This window comes from Gibbsiella dentisursi, assembly GCF_039539505.1.
GTDB lineage: Bacteria > Pseudomonadota > Gammaproteobacteria > Enterobacterales > Enterobacteriaceae > Gibbsiella > Gibbsiella quercinecans.
In genome coordinates, this window is sequence record NZ_BAABDG010000003.1 from 79991 (window position 1) to 101217 (window position 21227).

Here is a 21227-nt window from a genome sequence, read left to right on the forward strand (position 1 = left end):
TGTGTAGAACTCAATGAATAAACGGGTAAAACTCCAGACAGTACAAAATCACCGCCAAAAAAAAATTTATATATTTACTTTAAAAACAAACAGGTAAATCGATTACTTCAGTTATGAACAGGGGAAAAATGTGATCTATGCACGCTTAGGATCTTAGGCTGGCGAAAGATCCACCAACGCCTTTTTTATCCACAGATTATCCGCCGGAGTTACGCACAAAACGGGCAATTTCGCAATAAACCCGCCACGTCAAGGCTGTAAATCGAACCAGTGATCGGGAAAATTTTGGGTTATCCCATAAATCTGTGGATAAATAGGTGTAAGATCCTGTTCATTGTCGGTGGCTTCAGGTGCACAAGCGCGGGCCGGTTTCGGCAATCCAGCGCCGGCGAAGAAAAAAACCATGGAAAATCATGCTACTATTACACTTTTCCCTTATCGTACCCAGCCGTTTTTTGCGGTGCGTAAAGTCAGTGTTTTTTTTGACCAGCATTAACAGGCTTTGATTTATGGCTTTTTTATCCCCACTGCCCGCCCCACCGGAAAACGAACGCCAGTTGTTTGAGCGCGCCCAGACGCTGGCCGGCTTTAACTTTGGCGAGCTGGCCGCGCAGGCGCAAATCGCCATCCCCAACAACCTGAAGCGGGATAAAGGCTGGGTGGGCATGCTGCTGGAGCTTTACCTGGGCGCAATGGCCGGCAGCAAACCGGAACAAGATTTCCCGGAGCTGGGCATTGAGTTGAAGACCATTCCGGTCGACGCCGGCGGCAATCCGCTGGAAACCACCTTTGTCTGCGTTGCGCCGCTGACCGGCAACAGTGGGGTCACCTGGGAAAGCAGCCACGTGCGCCACAAGCTGGCCCGGGTGCTGTGGATCCCGGTTGAAGGCGAACGCCAAATTCCACTGGCGCAGCGCCGGGTCGGTTCGCCGCTGCTCTGGAGCCCCAATGCGCAAGAAGAAGAGATGCTGCGCCGCGACTGGGAAGAGCTGATGGATCTGATCGTGCTCGGCCACGTTGAGCGTATCACCGCACGCCATGGCGAAGTGCTGCAACTGCGGCCCAAGGCGGCCAACAGTAAAGCCCTGACCGAAGCAATCGGCGAACAGGGCCAACCCATCCTGACCTTGCCGCGCGGTTTTTATCTGAAAAAGCGTTTCACCGCGGCCCTGCTGGCCCGGCATTTCACGGTTTAAAGGCGCTAGCCGCACGCCATCGCGGGCAACGCGGTGTCGCGGCTTTCAGAAACGCGTATAATCGCTACTTTGCATTTTTTGAGGTGTTCTGGGCAATGTTTGAATGGATTATGGATCCCAATGCCTGGTTGGCATTAGGCACGCTGACCATCCTTGAGATCGTTTTGGGTATCGATAACATTATTTTTCTTTCACTGGTGGTGGCAAAACTGCCGAAGGCGCAGCAAAACAAAGCGCGCCGCATGGGGCTGGCGGCGGCGATGCTGATGCGCCTGGCGTTGCTGGCTTCCATTGCCTGGGTTGTTCGCCTGACGCACCCGCTGTTCAGCGTCGCTGGCTTTGATATTTCCACGCGCGATCTGATTCTGCTCTTCGGCGGGTTGTTCCTGATTTGGAAAGCCAGCAAAGAGATCCACGAAACCATCGAAGGCTCGGAAGAAGAACACCACACCAAAGTGCACAGCTTTTGGGGCGCCATCATTCAGATCATGCTGCTGGATATTATCTTCAGCCTGGACTCGGTGATCACTGCGGTCGGGTTGTCCGATCATCTGTTCATTATGATGGCCGCGGTGGTGATTGCCGTGGGCGTGATGATGTTCGCCGCCCGGCCGATTGGCGAATTCGTCAGCCGCCATCCTTCGGTAAAAATGCTGGCGCTCTCTTTCCTGATCCTAGTGGGCTTCACCCTGATGCTGGAAAGCTTCCAGATCCACGTGCCCAAAGGCTACATCTACTTTGCGATGTTCTTCTCGATGTCGGTCGAAGCCTTGAACCTGGTGCGCAGCAGGAAAAGCCATACCGCGGATTAAGCCGTGCGCCTGGCCCTTATCCGGGGCCAGAGCGGCACCGGCGCAGATAAAGACTTATCCGAAACTTTCACCGGCCAAAATTTGTTATTCTTGACCACGACTCTTTGACACAGATAAGGATTCGCGCAATGAAGAAATGGGTAATGGCGGTATCAGCGCTGCTGACGATCGCCATGCTGGCGGGGTGTTCCAGCAATTATGTGATGGCGACCAAAGAGGGGAACATGATCCTCACCCAGGGCAAGCCGCAGATGGATAGCGACACCGGCTTAATCAGTTATACGGACGAACAAGGCAACAACCGCCAGATTAACAGCGATCAGGTTTCACAAATCATCGAACGCTAAGTTAAGCCTAGGCAGTGCACCGCCTGCCTCATTGCGCTATCGCGCCCTCACGGCGTGATAGCTTTCTGCTCTGCCCCGCTTTAATCCTCTTCCCCCCCGTTCGCGGCTTGGTTATAGTCGGAAAAGGCGCCCTGCGTCGCATCTTTCACCAGGCTCCTGTTAAGCGCTCTATTAAGGAAGGCCGTTAATGCAATATCACCGAATTCCCCACAGTTCTTTAGAAGTGAGTGTGCTGGGACTGGGCACGATGACCTTTGGCGAACAAAATAGCGAAGCCGATGCCCATGCGCAGCTGGATTATGCCTTAGCTGCGGGTATCAACCTGATTGATACTGCGGAAATGTACCCGGTTCCCCCGCGCCCGGAAACACAGGGCCTGACCGAACAGTACATCGGCAGTTGGATCAAAGCGCGCGGCAACCGCGAAAAGATCGTGTTGGCGAGCAAAGTGGTCGGGCCGGTACGCGGCAACGACAACGGCATTCGCCCTAACCAAGCGCTGGATCGAAAAAACATCCGTGCGGCGCTGGACGCCAGCCTGCAACGCCTGAACACCGATTACCTGGATCTGTACCAGTTGCACTGGCCGCAGCGCGCCACCAACTTTTTCGGCAAGCTGAACTACCGCTATAGCGATGAAAAAGCGGCGGTCACACTGCTGGAAACGCTGGAAGCCCTGAACGAACAGGTGCGCGCCGGCAAGATCCGCTATATTGGCGTTTCCAACGAAACGCCCTACGGCGTAATGCGCTACCTGCACCTGGCGGAAAAACACGAGCTGCCGCGCATTGTGACCATCCAGAACCCCTACAGCCTGCTGAACCGCAGCTTTGAAGTCGGCCTGGCGGAAATCAGCCAGCATGAAGGGGTGGAACTGTTGGCCTATTCCTGCCTGGCCTTCGGCACCCTGACCGGCAAATACCTGAACGGCGCCAAGCCGGCCGGCGCACGCAATACGCTATTCAGCCGCTTTACCCGCTACTCCTCGCCGCACAGCGAGCAGGCGATCGCTGAATACGTGGCGTTGGCGAAAAAGCACGGGCTGGATCCCGCGCAGATGGCGTTGGCGTTCGTGCGCCAGCAACCGTTTGTCGCCAGCACTCTGCTGGGCGCCACCACGCTGGAACAGTTGAAAACCAACATCGACAGCTTCAACCTGACGTTAGGTGAAGAGGTATTGCAGGCACTGGAAGAAATCCACAGCCGCTTTACCATCCCCGCGCCTTAACCTCTGTAATCCTCGGTGCGCGGTCTAGGCCGCGCGCCGCTGCGAAAACCACAGTGCGGCAATCGCCAGCGCGAACACCACGCCGAACCCAATACCGACCCCGACCACCGGCACGCCCATTTTCACCACCAGCGAATACAGGCCCAGCATTAACAACATCGCCGCGTTCTCGCCCAGGTTCTGCACGGCGATCGCGTTGCCCGCGCCAACCGATAGCTTGCCGCGCGCCTGCAACAGCGCATTCAACGGCACCACGAAAAAGCCCCCCAACACGCCAATGGCGAACAGCAGCAGGTAGGCATTGAACATGCTGGTCTGCAGTGCGAAGATCGCCACTACCACGCCAATCAGGATCCCGGAAGGCATACAGCGCTTTACCGTTTCCAGCGTCACGAAGCGCGCCGCCGCACCGGCGCCGGCGACGATCCCCACGGCGACCATGGCATTGAGCAACGTCGGCGTGGCGTTATCGCTAATACCCAGCGCAACCGGCACCCACAGCACCAGCAGGAAACGCAGCGTCACGCCGGCGCCCCAGAACAGGCTGGTGCCAATCAGCGAGAAACGCGTCTGGCCATCGCGCCATAGCGTTTTGCAGGCGCTGAAAAACGCCCGGCCCATCGCCAGCGGCCGCCAGGAGGTGCCGGGGTGCGCCGCTGCAAGATACGGAATATAGTAGTTAGCCACTACCGCGGCGGCATACACCAGCGCGCACGCCGCCAGCGCAGCGATAATATGCCAGTCCGCCAGCACCCCGCCGGCGACGGAGCCTATCAGGATTGCTGCGATGGTCGATGCTTCCATCAGGCCGTTCGCCTTCACCAACTGATCGCCACGGGCGATTTCCCCCAGGATGCCGTATTTGGCCGGCGAATAGGCCGCCGCACCAATCCCCACCAGGGTATAGCCAAGAAATGGATCAAAGCCGAAACAAATCGCCAGTGCGCCGGCCAGCTTCAGGCCATTGGCCACCATCATCACCCGCCCCTTGGAGAAGCTGTCGGCGATCTGGCCGACAAAAGGCGCCAGAATAATGTAGGTGGCGACAAACGCCATCTGCAACACCGGCTGGCTCCAGTCCGGGTAGTGCTGCTGTTTGATCAGCGCCAGGGTGGCGAACAGCAGTGCGTTATCGCCAAACGCCGAAAAGAACTGGGCGCAGATCACCGCTATCATGCTGCGTGACAGCAACGGCGCATCCGTATTATGCGACGAGGTATTCATTGGGCATTCTCCGGCTGCTCGGCCATTTTACGCAGGGTCACAAAATCGGGTTTGCCGCTGCCCAGCACCGGCAACGTTTTCTGCACGCGAATATCGCGCGGCACCGCCAGCTCCGGGATGCCCTGCTCGCGCGCGGCGCGCAACAGCGCATCGCGGGTAACCGCGGCATCGGTGGTAAACAGCACCAGCACTTCGCCTTTGCTGCTGTCGCTTTTCACCGTCGCCGCGTGCTGGCCATCCGGCGATACGCTGAGCGCCAGCTGTTCGACGCTCTCCAGCGAAACCATCTCCCCAGCCAGCTTGGCGAAGCGCTTCACCCGGCCGCGGATAGCGCAGTAACCCTGTTCATCCAGCGTGACGATATCGCCGGTGTCGTACCAGCCTAGCTGCACGTTGCCGTGTTGGTCTTCCGCGGCCGGCGGCTCCAGTTCGCCTGGGCGTTCGACGCGCAGATAGCCTTTCATGATGTTCGGGCCTTTCAGTTGCAGGCGGCCGCCGTGCTCAATCCCCGGCATGGCGATCAGGCGCGCCTCCATCTTCGGCATGATGCGCCCGACGGTGCCCACTTTGGCCGCCATCGGCACGTTGATCGACACCACCGGCGCACACTCGGTCACGCCATAGCCCTCCAGAATGCGGATACCGAACTTGTCCTGCCAGATTTGCCGGGTGCTGTCCGCCAGTTTCTCCGCGCCAGCCACCACGTAGCGCAGGCGGGCAAAATCATACGGGTGGGCAAAGCGCGCATAGTTGTTCAGGAAGGTCGGCGTGCCGAACAGCACCGTGCAGTTTTTATCGTAAACCAGCTCCGGCACTACCCGGTAATGCAGCGGGCTTGGGTAGAGGAAGACCCGGCTGCCGGTGATCAGCGGCGTAATCAGCCCGACGGTCAGGCCGAAGGAGTGAAACAGCGGCAACGACGACATGAAACGATCGCGCGGGGTGAAATCGGCAATCGTGCGAATCTGTTCGACGTTGGCCAGCAAGCTGGCATGGGAATGAACCACGCCCTTCGGCGTGCCTTCAGAGCCGGAGGTGAACAGCACCAGTGCCGCATCGTCCGGCTGCTGCGCCAGCATGGCGCGGGCGGGCTGCAGCAGGTGGCGCAGGATCCACAGCTTATCCGCCAGGGTAACTGTGTCTTTCAGATCTTCCAGATAGACCCAGTTGGCCTGCGGCACCTGTTCGGGCAGGTGGGTGAGCTTGCCCTTTTCCAGGAACTGCCGGGAGGTGACAATGGTGTTGATGGTCGCCGCGGTCATCGCGCTTTTCAACCCGTTGGCGCCTGCGGTGTAATTCAACATCGCCGGGATGCGGTTGCGCAGCGAGGCGCCAAAAATCGCCGCCACGGTGATGGTGGCGTTCGGCAACAGCAACCCGACGTGTTCCCTTTCCGCCGTAAAACGTTGCAGGATACGGCTGACGCCCAGCGACTTTTTGATCAGCCCGCGGTAGCTGTCTTCCTGAAAATTGATATCTTCAATGCAGGGCTTGCCGTAGCCATAGCGTTGGCTGGCCGCCAGCAGCGCGCCGAACAGCGTTTGCGGCGTGCGGGTGTCCATCCGCGCCTGCATCATGATCTGGTGCAATTTTTCCCCCGCCAGCATGCGGCGCTCGCGGGCGCGCGGCGCTTGCGGCATCGGCAGTTGGCAAGGGGGTAAAATAGACAGGGTGATCGACGGGAACCAGCGGATTTTAAATACCCCGGCCATACGGCCAAACGGGCTGTATTCAGGGCCGTCAATACGCACCGGCACCACGGTGGCGCCGGATTTGGCGGCGATAAACCCGGCGCCGTCATAGACCTTCATCAGCGAACCGGTCACCGTGATGCGCCCTTCCGGGAACACCACGATAGGCCGGCCTTTTTGCACTTCGCGCACCAGGTTCTTCACCGCCATCGGCTTGGTGGGATCCAGCGAGACAAAATCGACATAGTTTTTCAGCCACCGCATAAACCAGCGATCGGAAACGCTGGAATAGACGGCAAACACCGGCTTGATCGGCAGGAACAGCGCTAACAGTGCGCCATCAAGGAAAGAGACGTGATTGGGGGTGATCAGCAATTTTTGCTGATTTACGTTGTTTAGGTCACCTTCAACGCGCACGCGAAACAACACCCGGAACAGTGTGCGTAATATGGCATACATCATGCCCCTTCTCCTTGGCTAAACGGTTGTAGGGGCAAAGAATACTATATGGCAGGGGCGGGGCAAAAAAAAACCTACGCATCCGCGTAGGTTGGTGCAATTGAAAATGGTATCAACATACCGGGTATGCTGATTTCTCACCAATCAATACCTCTGGGACTACCTACTCTAGAGAAAGGCCACGTAAGAAACTACCGCAGAAACGCAAACGTTCTGCTCTAAATGCAACCAGCTGTAAATATCCCGCACCGGCTGGAAATAACTCATGAAATCAGCAGAAATGGGCTGCGGCGACGGCTAAACGGCGGGCAAAAAAAAACCTACGCATCTGCGTAGGTTGGTGCAAGGACAATGGGTTCAACACGAATGTTGACACTCACCAATCAATACCTCTGGGTCCAAATACTGTAGCGCGTGGCCCGGCCAGGCGGCCAACGAACAATCGAAACATTAGCGCGCAAAGTGTAACGAGCGGTGTAAAGCGCCAATTATGCCGGTAACACCACAGTTGGCGCTGCCGCCGCTTGCAGCGCCGGTTTTTTTCCGCAAGACTGTGGGCGTGTAAGCGGTTACCCAGGATCATTGAAAACTATGGCCACGATAAAGGATGTTGCCAGGCTTGCGGGCGTTTCCGTAGCCACGGTATCACGCGTCATCAACAATTCGCCCAAAGCCAGCGAAGGATCGCGCAACGCCGTGCTGGCGGCGATGGAACAACTGCAGTATCACCCCAACGCCAATGCGCGCGCGCTGGCACAGCAATCCACCGAAACGCTGGGGCTGGTGGTTAGTGACGTATCCGATCCGTTCTTTGGCACGATGGTCAAGGCGGTGGAACAGGTGGCCTACGCCACGCACAACTTCCTGCTGATTGGCAACGGCTATCACGATGCCGAAAAAGAGCGCCAGGCGATTGAGCAACTGGTGCGCCACCGCTGCGGCGCGCTGGTGGTGCACGCCAAAACGCTGAGCGACAGCGAACTGGGCGTGTGGATGGAACAAATCCCAGGCATGGTGCTGATTAACCGCACGCTGCCGGGGTTTGAGCAGCGCTGCGTGGCGCTCGACGATCGCTATGGCGCCTGGCTCGCCACGCGCCATCTGATCCAACAGGGGCACCGGCGTATCGCGATCCTCTGCTCCACCCACAAGATTTCCGATGCGGCCGACCGGCTGCAGGGCTATCTGGACGCCTTACAAGAGCATGACATCGCGCTGGATGAAAAACTGATTGTCTATGGCGAGCCCGACGTGGTCGGCGGCGAACAGGCGATGATCGAGCTGCTGGGGCGCAGCAAACCATTCACCGCCGCCACCTGCTATAACGATCCGATGGCCGCCGGCGCACTTTCGGTATTAAGCGACAACGGCATTGACGTGCCGGGGAAAATTTCGCTGATTGGCTTTGACGATGTGTTGATCTCGCGTTATCTGCGCCCGCGCTTAACCACCATCCGCTACCCGGTGGTGGCGATGGCCACCCAGGCCGCCGAGCTGGCGTTAGCGCTGGCCAATAACCAGCCGCTGCCGGAAACCACCCACATGTTCAGCCCCACGCTGGTGCGCCGCCATTCAGTCGCCAGCCTGGCGGGCGCCGATCGCTGACGCCGCTATGCTAAACTCGGCAAAATTTGTCATAGCGGACGTTGAAAGAGGTTAGCCACAGATGATCACCATGTTGGATGTCGCCCTGCGCGCGGGGGTTTCTAAAGCCACGGTATCACGCGTATTAAACGGCACCGGCCAGGTGAAAAAAAGCACCCGCGACGCGGTATTCAAAGCCATGGATGAGTTGGGCTACCGGCCGAATTTTCTCGCCCAGTCGCTGGCCAATAAAAGCTCCAACAGTATTGGGTTGGTGGTTTCCAACTTCGACGGCCCCTACTTTGGCCGCCTGCTACGCCAGGCCGCCAAGCAGGTGGAAGCCAGCGGCAAGCATCTGATCGTGACCGACGGCCATGACTCGCCGGAGGATGAACGGCAGGCGGTGCAGTTGCTGGCAGACCGCCGATGCGACGCGATTATTCTTTATACCCGCTTTATGTCCGAACCCGCGCTGATGGCGCTGCTGAACACCCTGCCGGTTCCGTTGATGATCATCAACCGCGATCTGCCGCAGGCGCGCGAACGCTGCGTGTTCTTTGAGCAGCAGCGCGCCGCCTTCAACGCCGTCGACTATTTGATCCGCCAGGGGCACCGTGAGATCGCCTGCATCACCGGGCCGATCGCCACGCCAACCGCCCAGGCGCGCCTGGCCGGCTATCGCCAGGCTTTGCAGCAGCAGCGGTTGCCGTATAACGAACAGTTGATCGCCCACGGCGACAGCAGCGTACCCAGCGGCTACCACGGCTGCCGCGAGCTGCTGGCGCGCAAGGTGGCGTTCAGCGCCCTGTTTGCCAGCAATGACGATATGGCGATCGGCGCGATGAAAGCCCTGAATGAAGCGGGGAAACGCCTGCCGCAGGAGGTTTCGCTGTTCGGCTTTGACGACGAGCCCAGCGCAGCCTACCTGCACCCGGCGCTTTCCACCGTCTACCTGCCGATTGATGCGATGATCGAAGCCGCCATCACGCAAGCCTTCCGCCTGATTAACCATGAAAAAACGCCGCCGCTGACGCCGTTTACCGGCGAACTGCGGCTGCGTGATTCCGTGGTGCCGGGGCCCTACGCCGGGCAGTAGCCGTGGGCAGCGTGTGGCCCGGCGGCAATCACCAGCCCACGGGCTTCGGCTAAACCAACTCCAGCGCGATCAGCTCTTCAATGGTCTGCCTGCGGCGGATCAGGCGCGGTACGCCATGCTCAAACAGCACCTCCGGCAACAGCGGGCGGCTGTTGTAATTGGACGACATCGAAGCGCCGTAGGCGCCAGTATCGTGGAACACCAGATAGTCGTTCACCTGCACCGGCGGCAACGCGCGGGTTTCAATGCCGCCGCCGGCCTGCTGGGTAAACACATCGCCGGATTCGCATAGCGGCCCGGCAACCACGGTTTCACGCAGCGGTTGCCCGGCAAGCGCGCGGCCATCCGCCGGCAATAGCGAGATATGGTGATAGCTGCCATACATGGAGGGGCGCATCAGATCGTTAAACCCGGCGTCCACCAGCACAAAGTGGCGGCTGCCCATGTCTTTCACCGCGCGCACTTGCGCCACCAGCACGCCAGCCTCCGCCACCAGGAAACGGCCCGGTTCGATTTCCAGCTTCACCGGGTGGCCAAGATGTGCGGCAATGCGCGCCCGCGCGGCGTCCCACAGCCCGAAATAGTTTTCCGTATCGATCGCCTCATCCCCTTGCTGATAGGGAATCGACAGGCCGCCGCCGGCGGAGATGGCGTGCAAATCCTGCCCCAGCGCAATCACCTGCTGCACCATGGCATCACAAACGCGCGCCAGGTGCTGGTAATCCACGCCGGAACCGATATGCATATGTACGCCGATCAGTTGCAGGCCATGGCGCTGAATCTTTTCGATCGCCTGCGGTAAATCCTCATACCAGATGCCGTGCTTGCTGTTCTCGCCGCCGGTATTGGTTTTCTGGCTGTGGCCGTGGCCAAACCCAGGGTTAACGCGCAGCCATACCGGGTGGCCGGCGGCGCACTGCCCCAGTTGCTCCAGCATATCGATGGAGCCGGCGTTGACCGGGATTTTCAGTTCGCTGACGCGCGCCAGCGTGGCCTGATCCAGCAGATCGGCGGTAAACACGATCTCATCGCCGCCCGGCTGAAAACCGGCCTGCAGCGCACGCTCGATTTCCCCCAGCGACACCGAATCCACCTTCACGCCCTGCTCACGCATCAGGCGCAGAATGTGGATGTTGGAACAGGCCTTCTGGGCGAAGCGGATCACATCGAAGTGCCGCAGTTGGGCGATCTGTTGTTTGATAATTTCGGCGTCATAAGCCCAGACTGGGCAACCGAAACGGGCCGGCAGCGCCAGCAAGTTAGCGGCGTTCAAGGCGGTGGTGGTGTCATTCAATGCGCGTGGCATGGCAGTTATCCCAAAATAACGATTTTCATCATCATGCCGCAAGCCGTTACGGCTGAAAAATATCTATTTCGCCATAGTCTATTCATTTATGATATGGCTTTAGCCGCCAGCAGAGAGCCCCATGCACGCCATTACCCTGCGCCAGATTGAGATCTTCCAGGCGGTGATGACCACCGGCAACCTCACCGAAGCCGCGGCATTGCTGCAAACCTCCCAACCGACCGTCAGCCGCGAGCTGGCGCGCTTTGAAAAACTGATCCGGCTGCAGTTGTTCGATCGGGTGCGCGGCCGCCTATACCCGACGGTACAGGGGCTGAGGCTGTATGAAGAAGTGCAGCGCTCCTATTACGGGCTGGAGCGAATCATCAACGCCGCCGCCGGCATCCGCCAGTTCCAGCAGGCGCAACTTTCCATCGCCTGCCTGCCGGTATTTTCGCAATCGTTGCTGCCGGCGATCTGCAAACCCTTTATCGATCGTTATCCGGAGGTCAGCTTCAGCGTGATCCCACAGGAATCGCCGCTGCTGGAAGAATGGCTATCGGCGCAGCGCCACGATCTGGGCCTGACGGAAAACCCGCATACCCCCGCCGGCACGGAGCGGCTAACGCTAATGGCGCTGGATGAAGTGTGCGTATTGCCCGCCGGGCACCCGCTGGCGGCAAAAGAGATCCTGACGCCGCAGGATTTCGACGGCGAGAATTACATCAGTTTGTCCAGCACCGACAGCTACCGCCAGTTGCTTGATGCCTTGTTCCAGGAGCAGCGGGTTGATCGGCGGCTGGTGATGGAAACCCACAGCGCCGCTTCGGTATGCGCCATGGTAAAAGCGGGGGTCGGTCTTTCCATCGTCAACCCGTTGACAGCGCTGGATTACGCCGGAAACGGCGTGCACGTGCGCCCATTCAGCACGGCGGTGCCCTTTACCGTCAGCCTGATCCGGCCATTGCACCGCCCGTCTTCGGCGCTGGTCACCGCCTTTATTCAGCACCTGCAACAGCAGGTAGAACAGTTGCCCGCCCGCCTGGCAGAAGTGACAGCACGCTAAGCGCCGTGCTGCGCCCGGATACGCCGCATGCGCCCGAAGGTCAGCAGGCACAACGCCAGGCCAAACGCGGCGATCAACGCCGCCGCCAGCGGCACCGCGGTCAGCCCAAAACCGTGCGCAATCACCCGGCCGCCGGCCCAGGCGCCCAGCGCATTGCCCAGATTAAAGGCGGCAATGTTGAGGGTGGAAACCAGGTTGGGCGCTTTTTTGCCGTAGGCCACCACGTTAATCTGCAACGCCGGCACCGCGGCAAACGAGGCCGCCGCCCACAGGAACAGCGTTAACTCGGCCGGCACCAGCGAATGGCTGGTCCAGTGAAACAACGCAGAGAAAAAAGCGATCGCCAGGAAAACGCCGGTCAGCGTCACCCCCAGGCGCCAGTCCGCCAGGCGGCCGCCGAGGATATTACCCAGCGTCAGGCCAACCCCCATCAACAACAGCGTCCAACTGACCCCGGCAGGCGCCACGCCGGTCACTTCCGTCAACAGCGGCGCGATATAAGTAAACAGCGCAAACATCGATGCGGCAAACGCCACCGTCATCAACAGTGACAGCCAAATGCCGCCGCCACGCAGCGCCGCCAGTTCCTTTTTCAACTCGGCCGGCGCTTCGTCGCGCACCTCCGGCAGTTTGGTATACAGCGCCAGCAGGGAAAACACCCCAATCAGCGATACCGCCCAAAATGTGGAGCGCCAGCCCAACATCTGCCCCAGGGCCGTCCCCAACGGCACGCCGAGCACGTTCGCCAGCGTCAGCCCGGTAAACATCATCGCCACGGCAGAGGCCCGGCGGTTCGGCGCCACCAGATTGGCTGCCACCACCGCACCGATGCCAAAGAAAGCGCCGTGGCACAGTGCGGTAATCACCCGCGCCAGCATCAGGAAACCATAGCTGTAGCCCAGCGCACACATCAGGTTGCCCACGATAAAAATCGTCATCAGCAACAACAGCGTTTTTTTGCGCGGCAGGCGGGCGGTCAGCAGCGCCATGATCGGCGCGCCGATCGCCACCCCCAGCGCATAGCCGGAGATCAGCCAGCCGGCGCTGGGAATCGACACCTGCAAATCGCCGGCCACCTCCGGCAACAGCCCCATAATGACAAATTCAGTCGTGCCAATGGCAAATGCACTTAGCGCCAGTGCAAACAGTGAAACCGGCATGTATTACGCTCCCAATCAACAACGCCCCGCTGCAACGTGCGCAGAGCAGATTAAAGACGAAACGCGGTGAACGGCCGGACGGCCGCCAAGATGAAAACAAAGACGCCGCACGGCGAAACGCCCCAGCGGCTTGCAAGATAGATATAACCCAGGAAAAACAGCGTGTTCCCGTTTATAGCAATAGCATGGCAGGTAAAAAGTCCGCCAGTGGCAAAACGCCCACAGCGCAGAAAAAACCACTGGCGGCGCGCTAAGCGATTGAATGGGCTAATGATGAAAAATGTGTATAAATGTTACACCACCGTTAATAATGTTAGCGTAAGCCGGCACGCCACTGCCCATCATTGGCAAACCACGCCACCAGAAAATCCAGCATGGTGCGCACCGCCGCCGGCATCTGGTTGCGCGAGGTGTAAATACCATAAATCCCCATCGCCCGCGGCCGGTATGCCGGCAGCAGTTCCACCAGTTCGCCGCTGGCCAGCAGCGGCGCCACCGAATAGTAAGGCTGGAGCGCTATGCCGGCGCCCAGCAGGGCGCTGGTCATTAACACCATCGATTCATTGGCGCTCAGGTTGCCACTCACCGCCACCGCGGTTTCCCCATCCCGATGGTTAAAGTGCCACAGGCTTTTACCGAAATAGGAATAGGTCAGGCAGTTATGCAACGCCAGATCCTGCGGCTGGCGCGGGATGCCGTGCGCGGCCAAATAGGCCGGTGCGGCGCAGACCACTGAATCACAGGTGGATAGCGGCCGGGCGATCAGGTTGGGGTCCAGTTCGTTGGTGATGCGCAATGCCAAATCAATCCGTTCCTCCACCAGGTTCACCGTGCGGTTGCTCATCTGCATATCGACCGCCACCTGTGGGTAACGCTGCTGATATTCCACCACCGCGCGGGCCAATGCGTTTTGCCCCAACGACTGCGAACAACTGATACGCAGCAAACCGCGCAGCGCATCCCCCTGTTCGCCATTGGCCAGATCGATCTCACCGGCCAGCGCCAGCATCCGGCGGCAGCGCTCTAACGTGCGCTCGCCGGCATCCGTCAGGCTCAGGCGGCGCGTGGTGCGGTGCAACAAGCGCGCACCGGCCCATTGCTCCATCTGCGCCAGATAACGCGTCACCATGGCGCGCGACATGCCCAACGCTTCAGCCGCCGCAATCATGCTGCCGCGCTCTACAATGGCGACGAAGACCTCTGCCGCAATAATGCGATCCATAATTCGCTCGATTTACGCAATTGATAATTGCAGATTATCCGGTTTTTCGTTCGTTTTATGCAACCTATCCTATGGCGCTAACATCACCTCATCTAGGGCACCACACATGTTCAAACACCTTTTTCTGGCGCTGGCTCTCAGCGCGCCCCCCACGTTAAGCACCGCCGCCGTCACGCCGCCACTGACGCTGGAGGTTTATAACCCAGGGGAAAAAAGCATCTTCCCGGTATCATCCGAAATTATCAGCGGCCAACACGAAGTGGCACTGATTGATGCGCAGTTTCAGCGCAATGACGCTGAAGCGTTGGTGAAAAAGATCAAGGCCGGCGGCAAGAAACTGACCACCGTCTACATCAGCCATTCCGATCCGGATTTCTATTTCGGCCTGGACGTGATTCAGGCCGCCTTCCCGGCGGCGAAAATCATCGCCTCGCCGGCGACCATCAACGCGATCAACGCCAGCAAAGACGGCAAGCTGGCCTATTGGGGGCCCATCCTGAAAGAAAACGCGCCACGCAAGTTGATCGTGCCGCAGCCGTTGCAGGGCGACAGCTTTAGCGTTGACGGCCAAAAGATCGCGATCAAGGGCCTGAATGGCCCAACGCCGGACCGCACCTATGTGTGGATCCCGGCGCTGAAGGCGGTGGTCGGCGGGGTGCCGGTTTCCGGCAACAACATCCATCTGTGGATGGCGGATACGCAAACCAAAGCCTCGCGCGCTCACTGGCAGCAAACCCTTTCCGGCATCCAGGCGTTGCAACCGCTGACGGTAGTGCCGGGGCATTATCTGCCGGGCGCGGCGCAAACCCTGGAATCGGTCACCTTTACCCAACGCTACCTGAGCACGCTTGAAGCTGAATTGCCCAAAACCCGTCATGCCGCCGAACTGATCGCGGCGATGAAAAAGCACTATCCCGCCCTGCAAGACGAATCGAGCCTGGAAATGAGCGCCAAGGTGTTGAAGGGCGAGATGCAATGGCCGCAGTAAACGCGCTGCCTCCGGCGTAACCGGGTAGCCGCGCATTGCCCCATGCCCTATCAGGCAAACCCGCAGGCCTCTTCCACACGCAATAATCATGCAAACGCCTGGTAACGAAAAAACTACTTACAACACACCGTTTGTTTGTTAACGTTGCCACGCCCATGCTGAAACGCAGCGGCTCTCGCCCCCCGTGGCCTGGCAATCTGCTGATTTAATTGGAAGAGTATGAGTACTACACACGAAAATACCGCCCCTAAACATGCTGTTTGGCAGTTAATCAAACCCTTTTGGGTTTCCGAAGAAAAATGGCGCGCCTGGGCCATGCTGGTCGCCATCATCGCCCTCTCTCTGGGCCTGGTTTACATCAGCGTGCTGCTGAACCAATGGAACCAAGTGTTCTACGATGCGCTGCAGAATAAAAACTTTCCGGTGTTCAAGCAGCAGCTATGGCGCTTCACCTATCTGGCGCTGATTTTTATCGTGCTGGCGGTGTATAAGGTCTATCTGACGCAGGGCCTGCAGATGCATTGGCGCAACTGGATGACCCACAAATACATGGATAAGTGGCTGGCGCATCAGGCCTATTACCATACCGAACAGCAGCAGACGATAGATAACCCGGACCAGCGTATCGCCGAAGATTTGGACGTGCTCACCCAGTACACCCTGTCGCTGTCGCTGGGGCTGCTTTCCAGCCTGGTCACGCTGTTTTCCTTTATTACCATTTTGTGGAGCATCAGCGGCCCGCTCACCTTTGCCATCAGCGATCACAGCATTTCCATACCGGGTTACATGGTGTGGTTTGCCCTGCTGTATGCCGTGTTGGGTTCACTGTTGATTTGGTGGATCGGCAAGCCGCTGGTGCTGCTGGGCTTTAACCAGGAACGCTATGAGGCAAACTTCCGGTTTGGCCTCATTCGCATCCGCGAAAATAACGACGCCATTGCGCTTTATCACGGCGAGCCAAGCGAAGCACAGCAGTTGAGCGGCCGCTTTGCCGCGATCCGCAACAACTGGTGGGCGATCATGCGCGTTACCCGGCGGTTGAATATCGCCTCCAACTTCTATGGCCAGTTCGCCAATATTTTCCCGATCCTGGTGGCGGCGCCGCGTTATTTTTCCGGCGCCATCCAGATGGGCGGGCTGATGCAGATCGCCTCGGCCTTCGGCCAGGTGCAGGGCGCACTGTCCTGGTTTATCGATGCGTTCAACAATTTGGCCACCTGGAAAGCCTGCGTCAACCGTTTAGCCGGCTTCAACGCCGCCATCGATCAGGTACACCACCAGTCCTACGGTATTACCACCCAGTATGAAGACGATGCGCCGCTGGCGCTGCATAACCTGGGGCTGCAGTTGCCGGACGGCCAGGCGCTGTTGGCCGGCGCCAATGTGGCGCCTAAACGCGGTGAGCGGGTGCTGATCGTCGGCCCATCCGGCTGCGGCAAATCTACGCTGCTGCGCGCTATCGCCGGGATCTGGCCTTACGGCTCGGGTACTATCGGGCTGGATGACACCGCCAGCACGCTGTTCCTGCCGCAGCGCAGCTATATCCCAATCGGTACGCTGCGCGAGGCGCTGAGCTACCCGCACCTGGCGGCAGAATATAACGATGAGCAACTGCTGGCCGCGCTGGAAAAATGCCAACTGAAGCACCTGCAACGCTGGCTGGATACCGCCGCCAACTGGAGCCACCGGCTTTCGCCCGGCGAGCAGCAGCGGTTGGCGTTTGCACGGGCGATCCTCACCCGGCCGGATATTCTGTTCCTGGATGAGGCCACCAGCGCGCTGGATGATGAAACCGAACAGCTGATGTACAGCCTGCTGCTGAGCGAGCTACCGGAAGTGACGCTGATTAGCGTCGCACACCGCAACAGCGTGGCGAAATATCATCAGACCTGCTGGCGCTTCTGCCGCCAGGAAAATCAACCGGCCATCATGACCGTTAACCCGCTGCCAGGCGGGGCGTAAACGCAAGCAGCCGGGCGATGAAAGCCCGGCTGCCGGCAAAACGGTGCTGTATGTAGTTATCTGCGCTTGCCGGGGATACGCCCGAACGGCGTGCCCAATGCCCGGCTCGATAGAAAGAAACGCTTAATTCAGTTCAACCAACCGACGGTAAAATGCGTCACCAACCCGACGATAACCAGGATGGCGATCACCGCTGCGGTATAAAGGACTATGCGACGCGGGCTATAAAACGACATGCAGTCTCCTCAATGACACAGGCGTTAAGCCATCAATATACTATGTTTCGGCGCCGCGCCGCTATGGCGCATGTTCGCCGCGGGCGATTCTCTTTGCCCGGCAGGCGATGCGCGAAGTGATTGATTACTGACCGGCATGCCGTAAACTTACGCCCAACCCGCCTTGAAAACACGGAGCGTTATGTTAGCCAGCCACGAATACGCCAACGACCTGCTGCTGTTCGCGCTGATTGTCGACTGCGGATCTTTTAGCAAAGCGGCGGAAGCCGCGGGCATCACCAGTTCGGTAGTCAGCAAACGCATCGGCCGCCTGGAAAAATCCCTCGGTGCACGTCTGCTTTACCGCACCACACGCAGCCTGACCCTGACCGAAAACGGCCAGGCGCTGTATCGCCAGGCCAAAGATATCAGCCAGCAAATCCAGGGCGCCCTGTATGCCGTCAGTGAGAAAAGCGATGAACTCACCGGGGTGATCCGCATGTCAGTGCCCACCATTTCCGGCGAACTGTTGCTCAGTGAAAGCGTAGCGGAATTTTGCGCCCGCCACCCGCAGCTAAAAGTGGAAATGCGCCTGGAAAACCGCTTTGCCGATCTAGTCAACGAAGGTATCGATTTGGCCATCCGCACCGGCACCATGCCGGATTCCAGCCTGATCGCCCGGCCGATTCTCGATTCACGTTGGGTGATTGTCTGTTCACCCAGTTACCTGCAACAGCACCCGCAGCCGCAAACGGCGGACGATCTGCTTAGCCATAACTGCCTGACCTATACCTATCAGGAAAATGGCACCGCCAACTGGCTGATGAAGCGCCCCGGCAGCAGCGAAATTTATGAGCTGCGGGTCAACGGCAACTTTTCCGCCAATAATGCCCGCGCAATCCGCAAAGCCGTGCTCAGCGGCTATGGCATTGCGATGGTTCCGCGCTGCATGGTGTACGAAGATTTGATGGCAGGAAAACTGGTGGAAATACTGGCCGGGCACTGCGGCAAGGTGCTCGGCGTCTATGCCGTTTACCCGTATACCCGCAACCTGCCGTTAAAAATACGCCTGCTGATTGAACATCTTATTATCGCCTATAAAAACATTGGCCATTATTTTTGAAGCTGATCACATTATTATTTTTACCCTGCCGCAATCCGGGTGCTAATTACTGCATTTTTAGACATAATCTCGTGAAAATTACGGCGTAATCACGGCCTCCCTATTTCCCCTTCCGCAATAAAAAACCCTAATTCACTGATTTTAATATCATTAAATAAATAACCCCATAAACCAAATACCGGCGGCGCACAGGCAATACGCCTTCAGTTAATTTGTTAAAAAATTGAAGCATGGAACATTAATAATGGTTGTGATTAGAATAAGATATTGTTGCAAGCGGCACGGGTTGCCGCAGAAAAAACACGGGTAACGCAATAAACCCGCGCAACAGATTCTATTCTGCCGCTCACGGGCATAGGGATGGCTCGCGCCGCAACGGTGCAGGCCAATCATGCAAAGGGAAGTTAAAGCCGCCCCAACCGGTGCCGCGGGCTATTTGGAGCCTGGCGGCGCAACGGCCGCTTGTGCAACGCCGCAGGGTTCAACCAACTGGGGGCTTTCAGTTAACGCATAAGGATACAAACTATGATTATCTCCGCTTCAACCGATTACCGTGCCGCCGCCCAGGCAAAATTGCCGCCTTTCCTGTTTCACTATATTGATGGCGGCGCCTATGCCGAACATACGATGCGCCGTAATACTGCCGACCTGGCGGATATCGCCCTGCGCCAGCGCGTATTGCGCAATATGTCGGATCTGAGCCTGGAAACCACGCTGTTCGGTGAAAAGCTGGCGATGCCGGTGATACTGGCGCCGGTGGGATTAACCGGTATGTATGCGCGACGCGGTGAGGTACAGGCGGCGCGGGCCGCCGCCAAAAAGGGCATTCCGTTCACCCTTTCCACCGTTTCCGTCTGCCCAATCGAAGAGGTGGCGCCGGCCATCGATCGCCCGATGTGGTTCCAACTGTATGTGCTCAAAGATCGCGGCTTTATGCGCAACGTACTGGAGCGCGCCCAGGCGGCCGGGGTGAAAACGCTGGTGTTTACCGTGGATATGCCGGTACCCGGCGCCCGTTACCGCGATGCCCACTCCGGCATGAGCGGCCCGAATGCCGCGATGCGCCGTATTTTGCAAGCGATGGTGCACCCACAGTGGGCATGGGACGTCGGCATTAACGGCAAACCGCACGATCTGGGCAACATCTCTACCTATCGCGGCCAACCCACCAAACTGGAAGATTACATCGGCTGGCTCGGCGCCAACTTTGATCCGTCCATTTCCTGGAAAGATCTGGAGTGGATCCGCGAGTTCTGGCAAGGGCCGATGATCATTAAGGGCATTTTGGATCCTGAAGACGCCAAAGACGCCGTGCGCTTTGGCGCCGACGGTATTATCGTCTCCAACCACGGCGGCCGGCAGCTTGACGGTGTGCTCTCGACCGCACGCGCCCTGCCCGCCATCGCCGATGCGGTGAAAGGCGATATTACCCTTCTGACTGATTCCGGCATCCGCACCGGGCTGGACGTGGTGCGCATGATCGCGCTCGGCGCCGATAGCGTGTTGCTGGGGCGCGCCTTTGTTTACGCACTGGCGGCGGCCGGCGAAGCCGGAGTGATCAACCTGCTGGAGCTGATCGATAAAGAGATGCGCGTGGCGATGACGCTCACCGGCGCGAAGTCCATCGCCGATATTAATGCCGATTCGCTGGTTAACGGCCGCGGTTAAACCGCCGCGCTGGGAATGGTAAACGCCGCGGCAGCCCCGCGGCGTTTTGCTTTAACCGCTACAGCGCGGGGTAGTGCCCTGCGCAGGTAAATAACGCAGCGGATCGATGGCGGTGGCGCGATAGCGGATCTGGAAATGCAGCCGTACGGAATCCGTGCCGGTGCTGCCCATGGTGGCGATCTTCTGCCCGGCATTGACATCCTGCCCGTTGCGCACCAGCGTGGTGTCGTTATGCGCATAGGCGGTGATGAACTCTTCCCCGTGCTTAATCATGATCAGGTTGCCGTAACCGCGCAGCTGGTTGCCAACATACACCACCCGGCCTTTTGCCGAAGCGTACACCGGCTGGCCGCGGCGACCGGCGATATCAATCCCCTTGTTGCCGCCGTCGGTGGTGGAAAACTTGAGCACCACCTGGCCGTTGGTCGGCCAGCGCCAGCAGCGGGATGCGCCAGGCGGCGGTGCCGTGACGATCGCCGAAGCGGCAGCCTTACGGCTGCCTGATGAAGCACGCGCTGGCGCCGATGCGCTCAGCCGCAGCACCTGCCCCACTTCAAGGCTATAGGGCGGGCGGATTTTGTTGACGCGCGCCAGTTCGCCCACTTCATTCCCGGTGATCCAGGCAATGTAGTACAGCGTATCGCCGCGCTTGACGGTGTAGGTCTTGCCGCTGTAGGTGCCTTTCGGCAGCGTGTCATAATTGCGGTTATAGCTATTTTTGCTGGAACAACCTGCCAGCAGTAGCCCTGCCAACAGGCATAGGGTTATTCGTTGCAGTAAAACCCGCTTGCTTCCAGTGCTCAATATTCCATCCCCAATCAGCAGATTACACAATACGTCGGCGGCGTAGAAAGCAGCCATATTAACATCTGCGGTTTGGCAGTCAAAAACTTGAGGTGGT

At 58.7% G+C, this 21227-nt stretch carries 17 protein-coding genes; 11 read left to right on the top strand and 6 right to left on the bottom strand.

Annotated features, from left to right (window positions below):
- Window positions 1-509: 509 nt before the first annotated feature.
- The 4 genes from mutH (at window position 510) to ABFX35_RS11125 (ending at window position 3583) form a co-directional block, all read left to right on the top strand.
- Window positions 510-1196: a DNA mismatch repair endonuclease MutH gene (mutH, locus tag ABFX35_RS11110; protein ID WP_279024965.1), complete on the top strand. Its 687-nt coding sequence runs from the start codon at window positions 510-512 to the stop codon at window positions 1194-1196.
- 95 nt (window positions 1197-1291) lie between these two features.
- The gene (locus ABFX35_RS11115) at window positions 1292-2008 is read left to right on the top strand and encodes a TerC family protein (protein WP_279024967.1); all 717 of its coding nucleotides are present in this window, start codon (window positions 1292-1294) and stop codon (window positions 2006-2008) included.
- Window positions 2009-2136: 128 nt separating this feature from the next.
- Window positions 2137-2355 carry a YgdI/YgdR family lipoprotein gene (locus tag ABFX35_RS11120; protein WP_279024968.1) on the top strand — a complete coding sequence of 73 codons (219 nt, stop codon included), beginning with the start codon at window positions 2137-2139 and terminating at the stop codon, window positions 2353-2355.
- A 187-nt stretch (window positions 2356-2542) separates the two neighbouring features.
- On the top strand, window positions 2543-3583 hold the full coding sequence (locus ABFX35_RS11125; RefSeq protein ID WP_095847408.1) for an NADP(H)-dependent aldo-keto reductase: 1041 nt from the start codon (window positions 2543-2545) through the stop codon (window positions 3581-3583).
- 24 nt (window positions 3584-3607) lie between these two features.
- On the opposite strand, the gene lplT is transcribed toward ABFX35_RS11125, so the two are convergent.
- A complete protein-coding gene (gene lplT / locus ABFX35_RS11130; RefSeq protein WP_346081046.1) occupies window positions 3608-4807 on the bottom strand; it encodes a lysophospholipid transporter LplT in 1200 nt (399 codons plus the stop codon).
- A complete protein-coding gene (aas, locus tag ABFX35_RS11135; protein ID WP_346081048.1) occupies window positions 4804-6960 on the bottom strand; it encodes a bifunctional acyl-ACP--phospholipid O-acyltransferase/long-chain-fatty-acid--ACP ligase in 2157 nt (718 codons plus the stop codon). The genes lplT and aas overlap by 4 nt, the downstream gene beginning before the upstream one ends.
- Before the next feature lie 588 nt (window positions 6961-7548).
- Here aas and galR point away from each other — a divergent pair.
- Both galR and ABFX35_RS11145 read left to right on the top strand, forming a co-directional pair.
- A complete protein-coding gene (galR, locus tag ABFX35_RS11140) occupies window positions 7549-8562 on the top strand; it encodes an HTH-type transcriptional regulator GalR (RefSeq protein WP_095847402.1) in 1014 nt (337 codons plus the stop codon).
- Window positions 8563-8623: 61 nt separating this feature from the next.
- Entirely contained in the window at window positions 8624-9637 is a 1014-nt protein-coding gene (locus ABFX35_RS11145) for a LacI family DNA-binding transcriptional regulator (protein ID WP_346081050.1), read from the top strand.
- Between the two features lie 49 nt (window positions 9638-9686).
- Here ABFX35_RS11145 and lysA read toward each other — a convergent pair whose 3' ends face one another.
- On the bottom strand, window positions 9687-10943 hold the full coding sequence (gene lysA / locus ABFX35_RS11150; protein WP_346081052.1) for a diaminopimelate decarboxylase: 1257 nt from the start codon (window positions 10941-10943) through the stop codon (window positions 9687-9689).
- 121 nt (window positions 10944-11064) lie between these two features.
- On the opposite strand from lysA, the gene ABFX35_RS11155 reads away from it, so the two are divergent.
- A complete protein-coding gene (locus ABFX35_RS11155; protein WP_346081054.1) occupies window positions 11065-11988 on the top strand; it encodes a LysR family transcriptional regulator in 924 nt (307 codons plus the stop codon).
- On the opposite strand, the gene ABFX35_RS11160 is transcribed toward ABFX35_RS11155, so the two are convergent.
- Together ABFX35_RS11160 and ABFX35_RS11165 are read right to left on the bottom strand one after the other, a co-directional pair.
- Window positions 11985-13148 carry an MFS transporter gene (locus tag ABFX35_RS11160; RefSeq protein ID WP_346081056.1) on the bottom strand — a complete coding sequence of 388 codons (1164 nt, stop codon included), beginning with the start codon at window positions 13146-13148 and terminating at the stop codon, window positions 11985-11987. The genes ABFX35_RS11155 and ABFX35_RS11160 overlap by 4 nt on opposite strands.
- Window positions 13149-13461: 313 nt before the next feature.
- Entirely contained in the window at window positions 13462-14370 is a 909-nt protein-coding gene (locus ABFX35_RS11165; protein ID WP_346081058.1) for a LysR family transcriptional regulator, read from the bottom strand.
- Between the two features lie 106 nt (window positions 14371-14476).
- On the opposite strand from ABFX35_RS11165, the gene ABFX35_RS11170 reads away from it, so the two are divergent.
- From ABFX35_RS11170 to lldD, 4 genes are all read left to right on the top strand, one after another.
- Window positions 14477-15358, top strand: coding sequence for an MBL fold metallo-hydrolase (locus tag ABFX35_RS11170; RefSeq protein ID WP_346081060.1), 882 nt, complete (start codon window positions 14477-14479; stop codon window positions 15356-15358).
- 219 nt (window positions 15359-15577) lie between these two features.
- Window positions 15578-17320 carry an ABC transporter ATP-binding protein/permease gene (locus ABFX35_RS11175; RefSeq protein ID WP_279025789.1) on the top strand — a complete coding sequence of 581 codons (1743 nt, stop codon included), beginning with the start codon at window positions 15578-15580 and terminating at the stop codon, window positions 17318-17320.
- Between the two features lie 417 nt (window positions 17321-17737).
- Window positions 17738-18658 (top strand): LysR family transcriptional regulator, encoded by a 921-nt coding sequence (locus ABFX35_RS11180; protein ID WP_346081063.1) that lies wholly within the window; start codon window positions 17738-17740, stop codon window positions 18656-18658.
- Between the two features lie 525 nt (window positions 18659-19183).
- Window positions 19184-20326 (top strand): FMN-dependent L-lactate dehydrogenase LldD, encoded by a 1143-nt coding sequence (gene lldD / locus ABFX35_RS11185; RefSeq protein WP_346081065.1) that lies wholly within the window; start codon window positions 19184-19186, stop codon window positions 20324-20326.
- Window positions 20327-20377: 51 nt separating this feature from the next.
- Here the strand turns inward: lldD and actS are convergent, their stop codons facing one another.
- Window positions 20378-21130: an amidase activator ActS gene (actS, locus tag ABFX35_RS11190; RefSeq protein WP_346081694.1), complete on the bottom strand. Its 753-nt coding sequence runs from the start codon at window positions 21128-21130 to the stop codon at window positions 20378-20380.
- Window positions 21131-21227 lie beyond the last annotated feature (97 nt).

Coding starts and splice junctions, on each gene's coding strand:
- mutH (WP_279024965.1), top strand. CDS start 510: ATGGCTTTTTTATCCCCACTGCCCGCCCCACCGGAAAACGAACGCCAG.
- ABFX35_RS11115 (WP_279024967.1), top strand. CDS start 1,292: ATGTTTGAATGGATTATGGATCCCAATGCCTGGTTGGCATTAGGCACG.
- ABFX35_RS11120 (WP_279024968.1), top strand. CDS start 2,137: ATGAAGAAATGGGTAATGGCGGTATCAGCGCTGCTGACGATCGCCATG.
- ABFX35_RS11125 (WP_095847408.1), top strand. CDS start 2,543: ATGCAATATCACCGAATTCCCCACAGTTCTTTAGAAGTGAGTGTGCTG.
- lplT (WP_346081046.1), bottom strand. CDS start 4,807: ATGAATACCTCGTCGCATAATACGGATGCGCCGTTGCTGTCACGCAGC.
- aas (WP_346081048.1), bottom strand. CDS start 6,960: ATGATGTATGCCATATTACGCACACTGTTCCGGGTGTTGTTTCGCGTG.
- galR (WP_095847402.1), top strand. CDS start 7,549: ATGGCCACGATAAAGGATGTTGCCAGGCTTGCGGGCGTTTCCGTAGCC.
- ABFX35_RS11145 (WP_346081050.1), top strand. CDS start 8,624: ATGATCACCATGTTGGATGTCGCCCTGCGCGCGGGGGTTTCTAAAGCC.
- lysA (WP_346081052.1), bottom strand. CDS start 10,943: ATGCCACGCGCATTGAATGACACCACCACCGCCTTGAACGCCGCTAAC.
- ABFX35_RS11155 (WP_346081054.1), top strand. CDS start 11,065: ATGCACGCCATTACCCTGCGCCAGATTGAGATCTTCCAGGCGGTGATG.
- ABFX35_RS11160 (WP_346081056.1), bottom strand. CDS start 13,148: ATGCCGGTTTCACTGTTTGCACTGGCGCTAAGTGCATTTGCCATTGGC.
- ABFX35_RS11165 (WP_346081058.1), bottom strand. CDS start 14,370: ATGGATCGCATTATTGCGGCAGAGGTCTTCGTCGCCATTGTAGAGCGC.
- ABFX35_RS11170 (WP_346081060.1), top strand. CDS start 14,477: ATGTTCAAACACCTTTTTCTGGCGCTGGCTCTCAGCGCGCCCCCCACG.
- ABFX35_RS11175 (WP_279025789.1), top strand. CDS start 15,578: ATGAGTACTACACACGAAAATACCGCCCCTAAACATGCTGTTTGGCAG.
- ABFX35_RS11180 (WP_346081063.1), top strand. CDS start 17,738: ATGTTAGCCAGCCACGAATACGCCAACGACCTGCTGCTGTTCGCGCTG.
- lldD (WP_346081065.1), top strand. CDS start 19,184: ATGATTATCTCCGCTTCAACCGATTACCGTGCCGCCGCCCAGGCAAAA.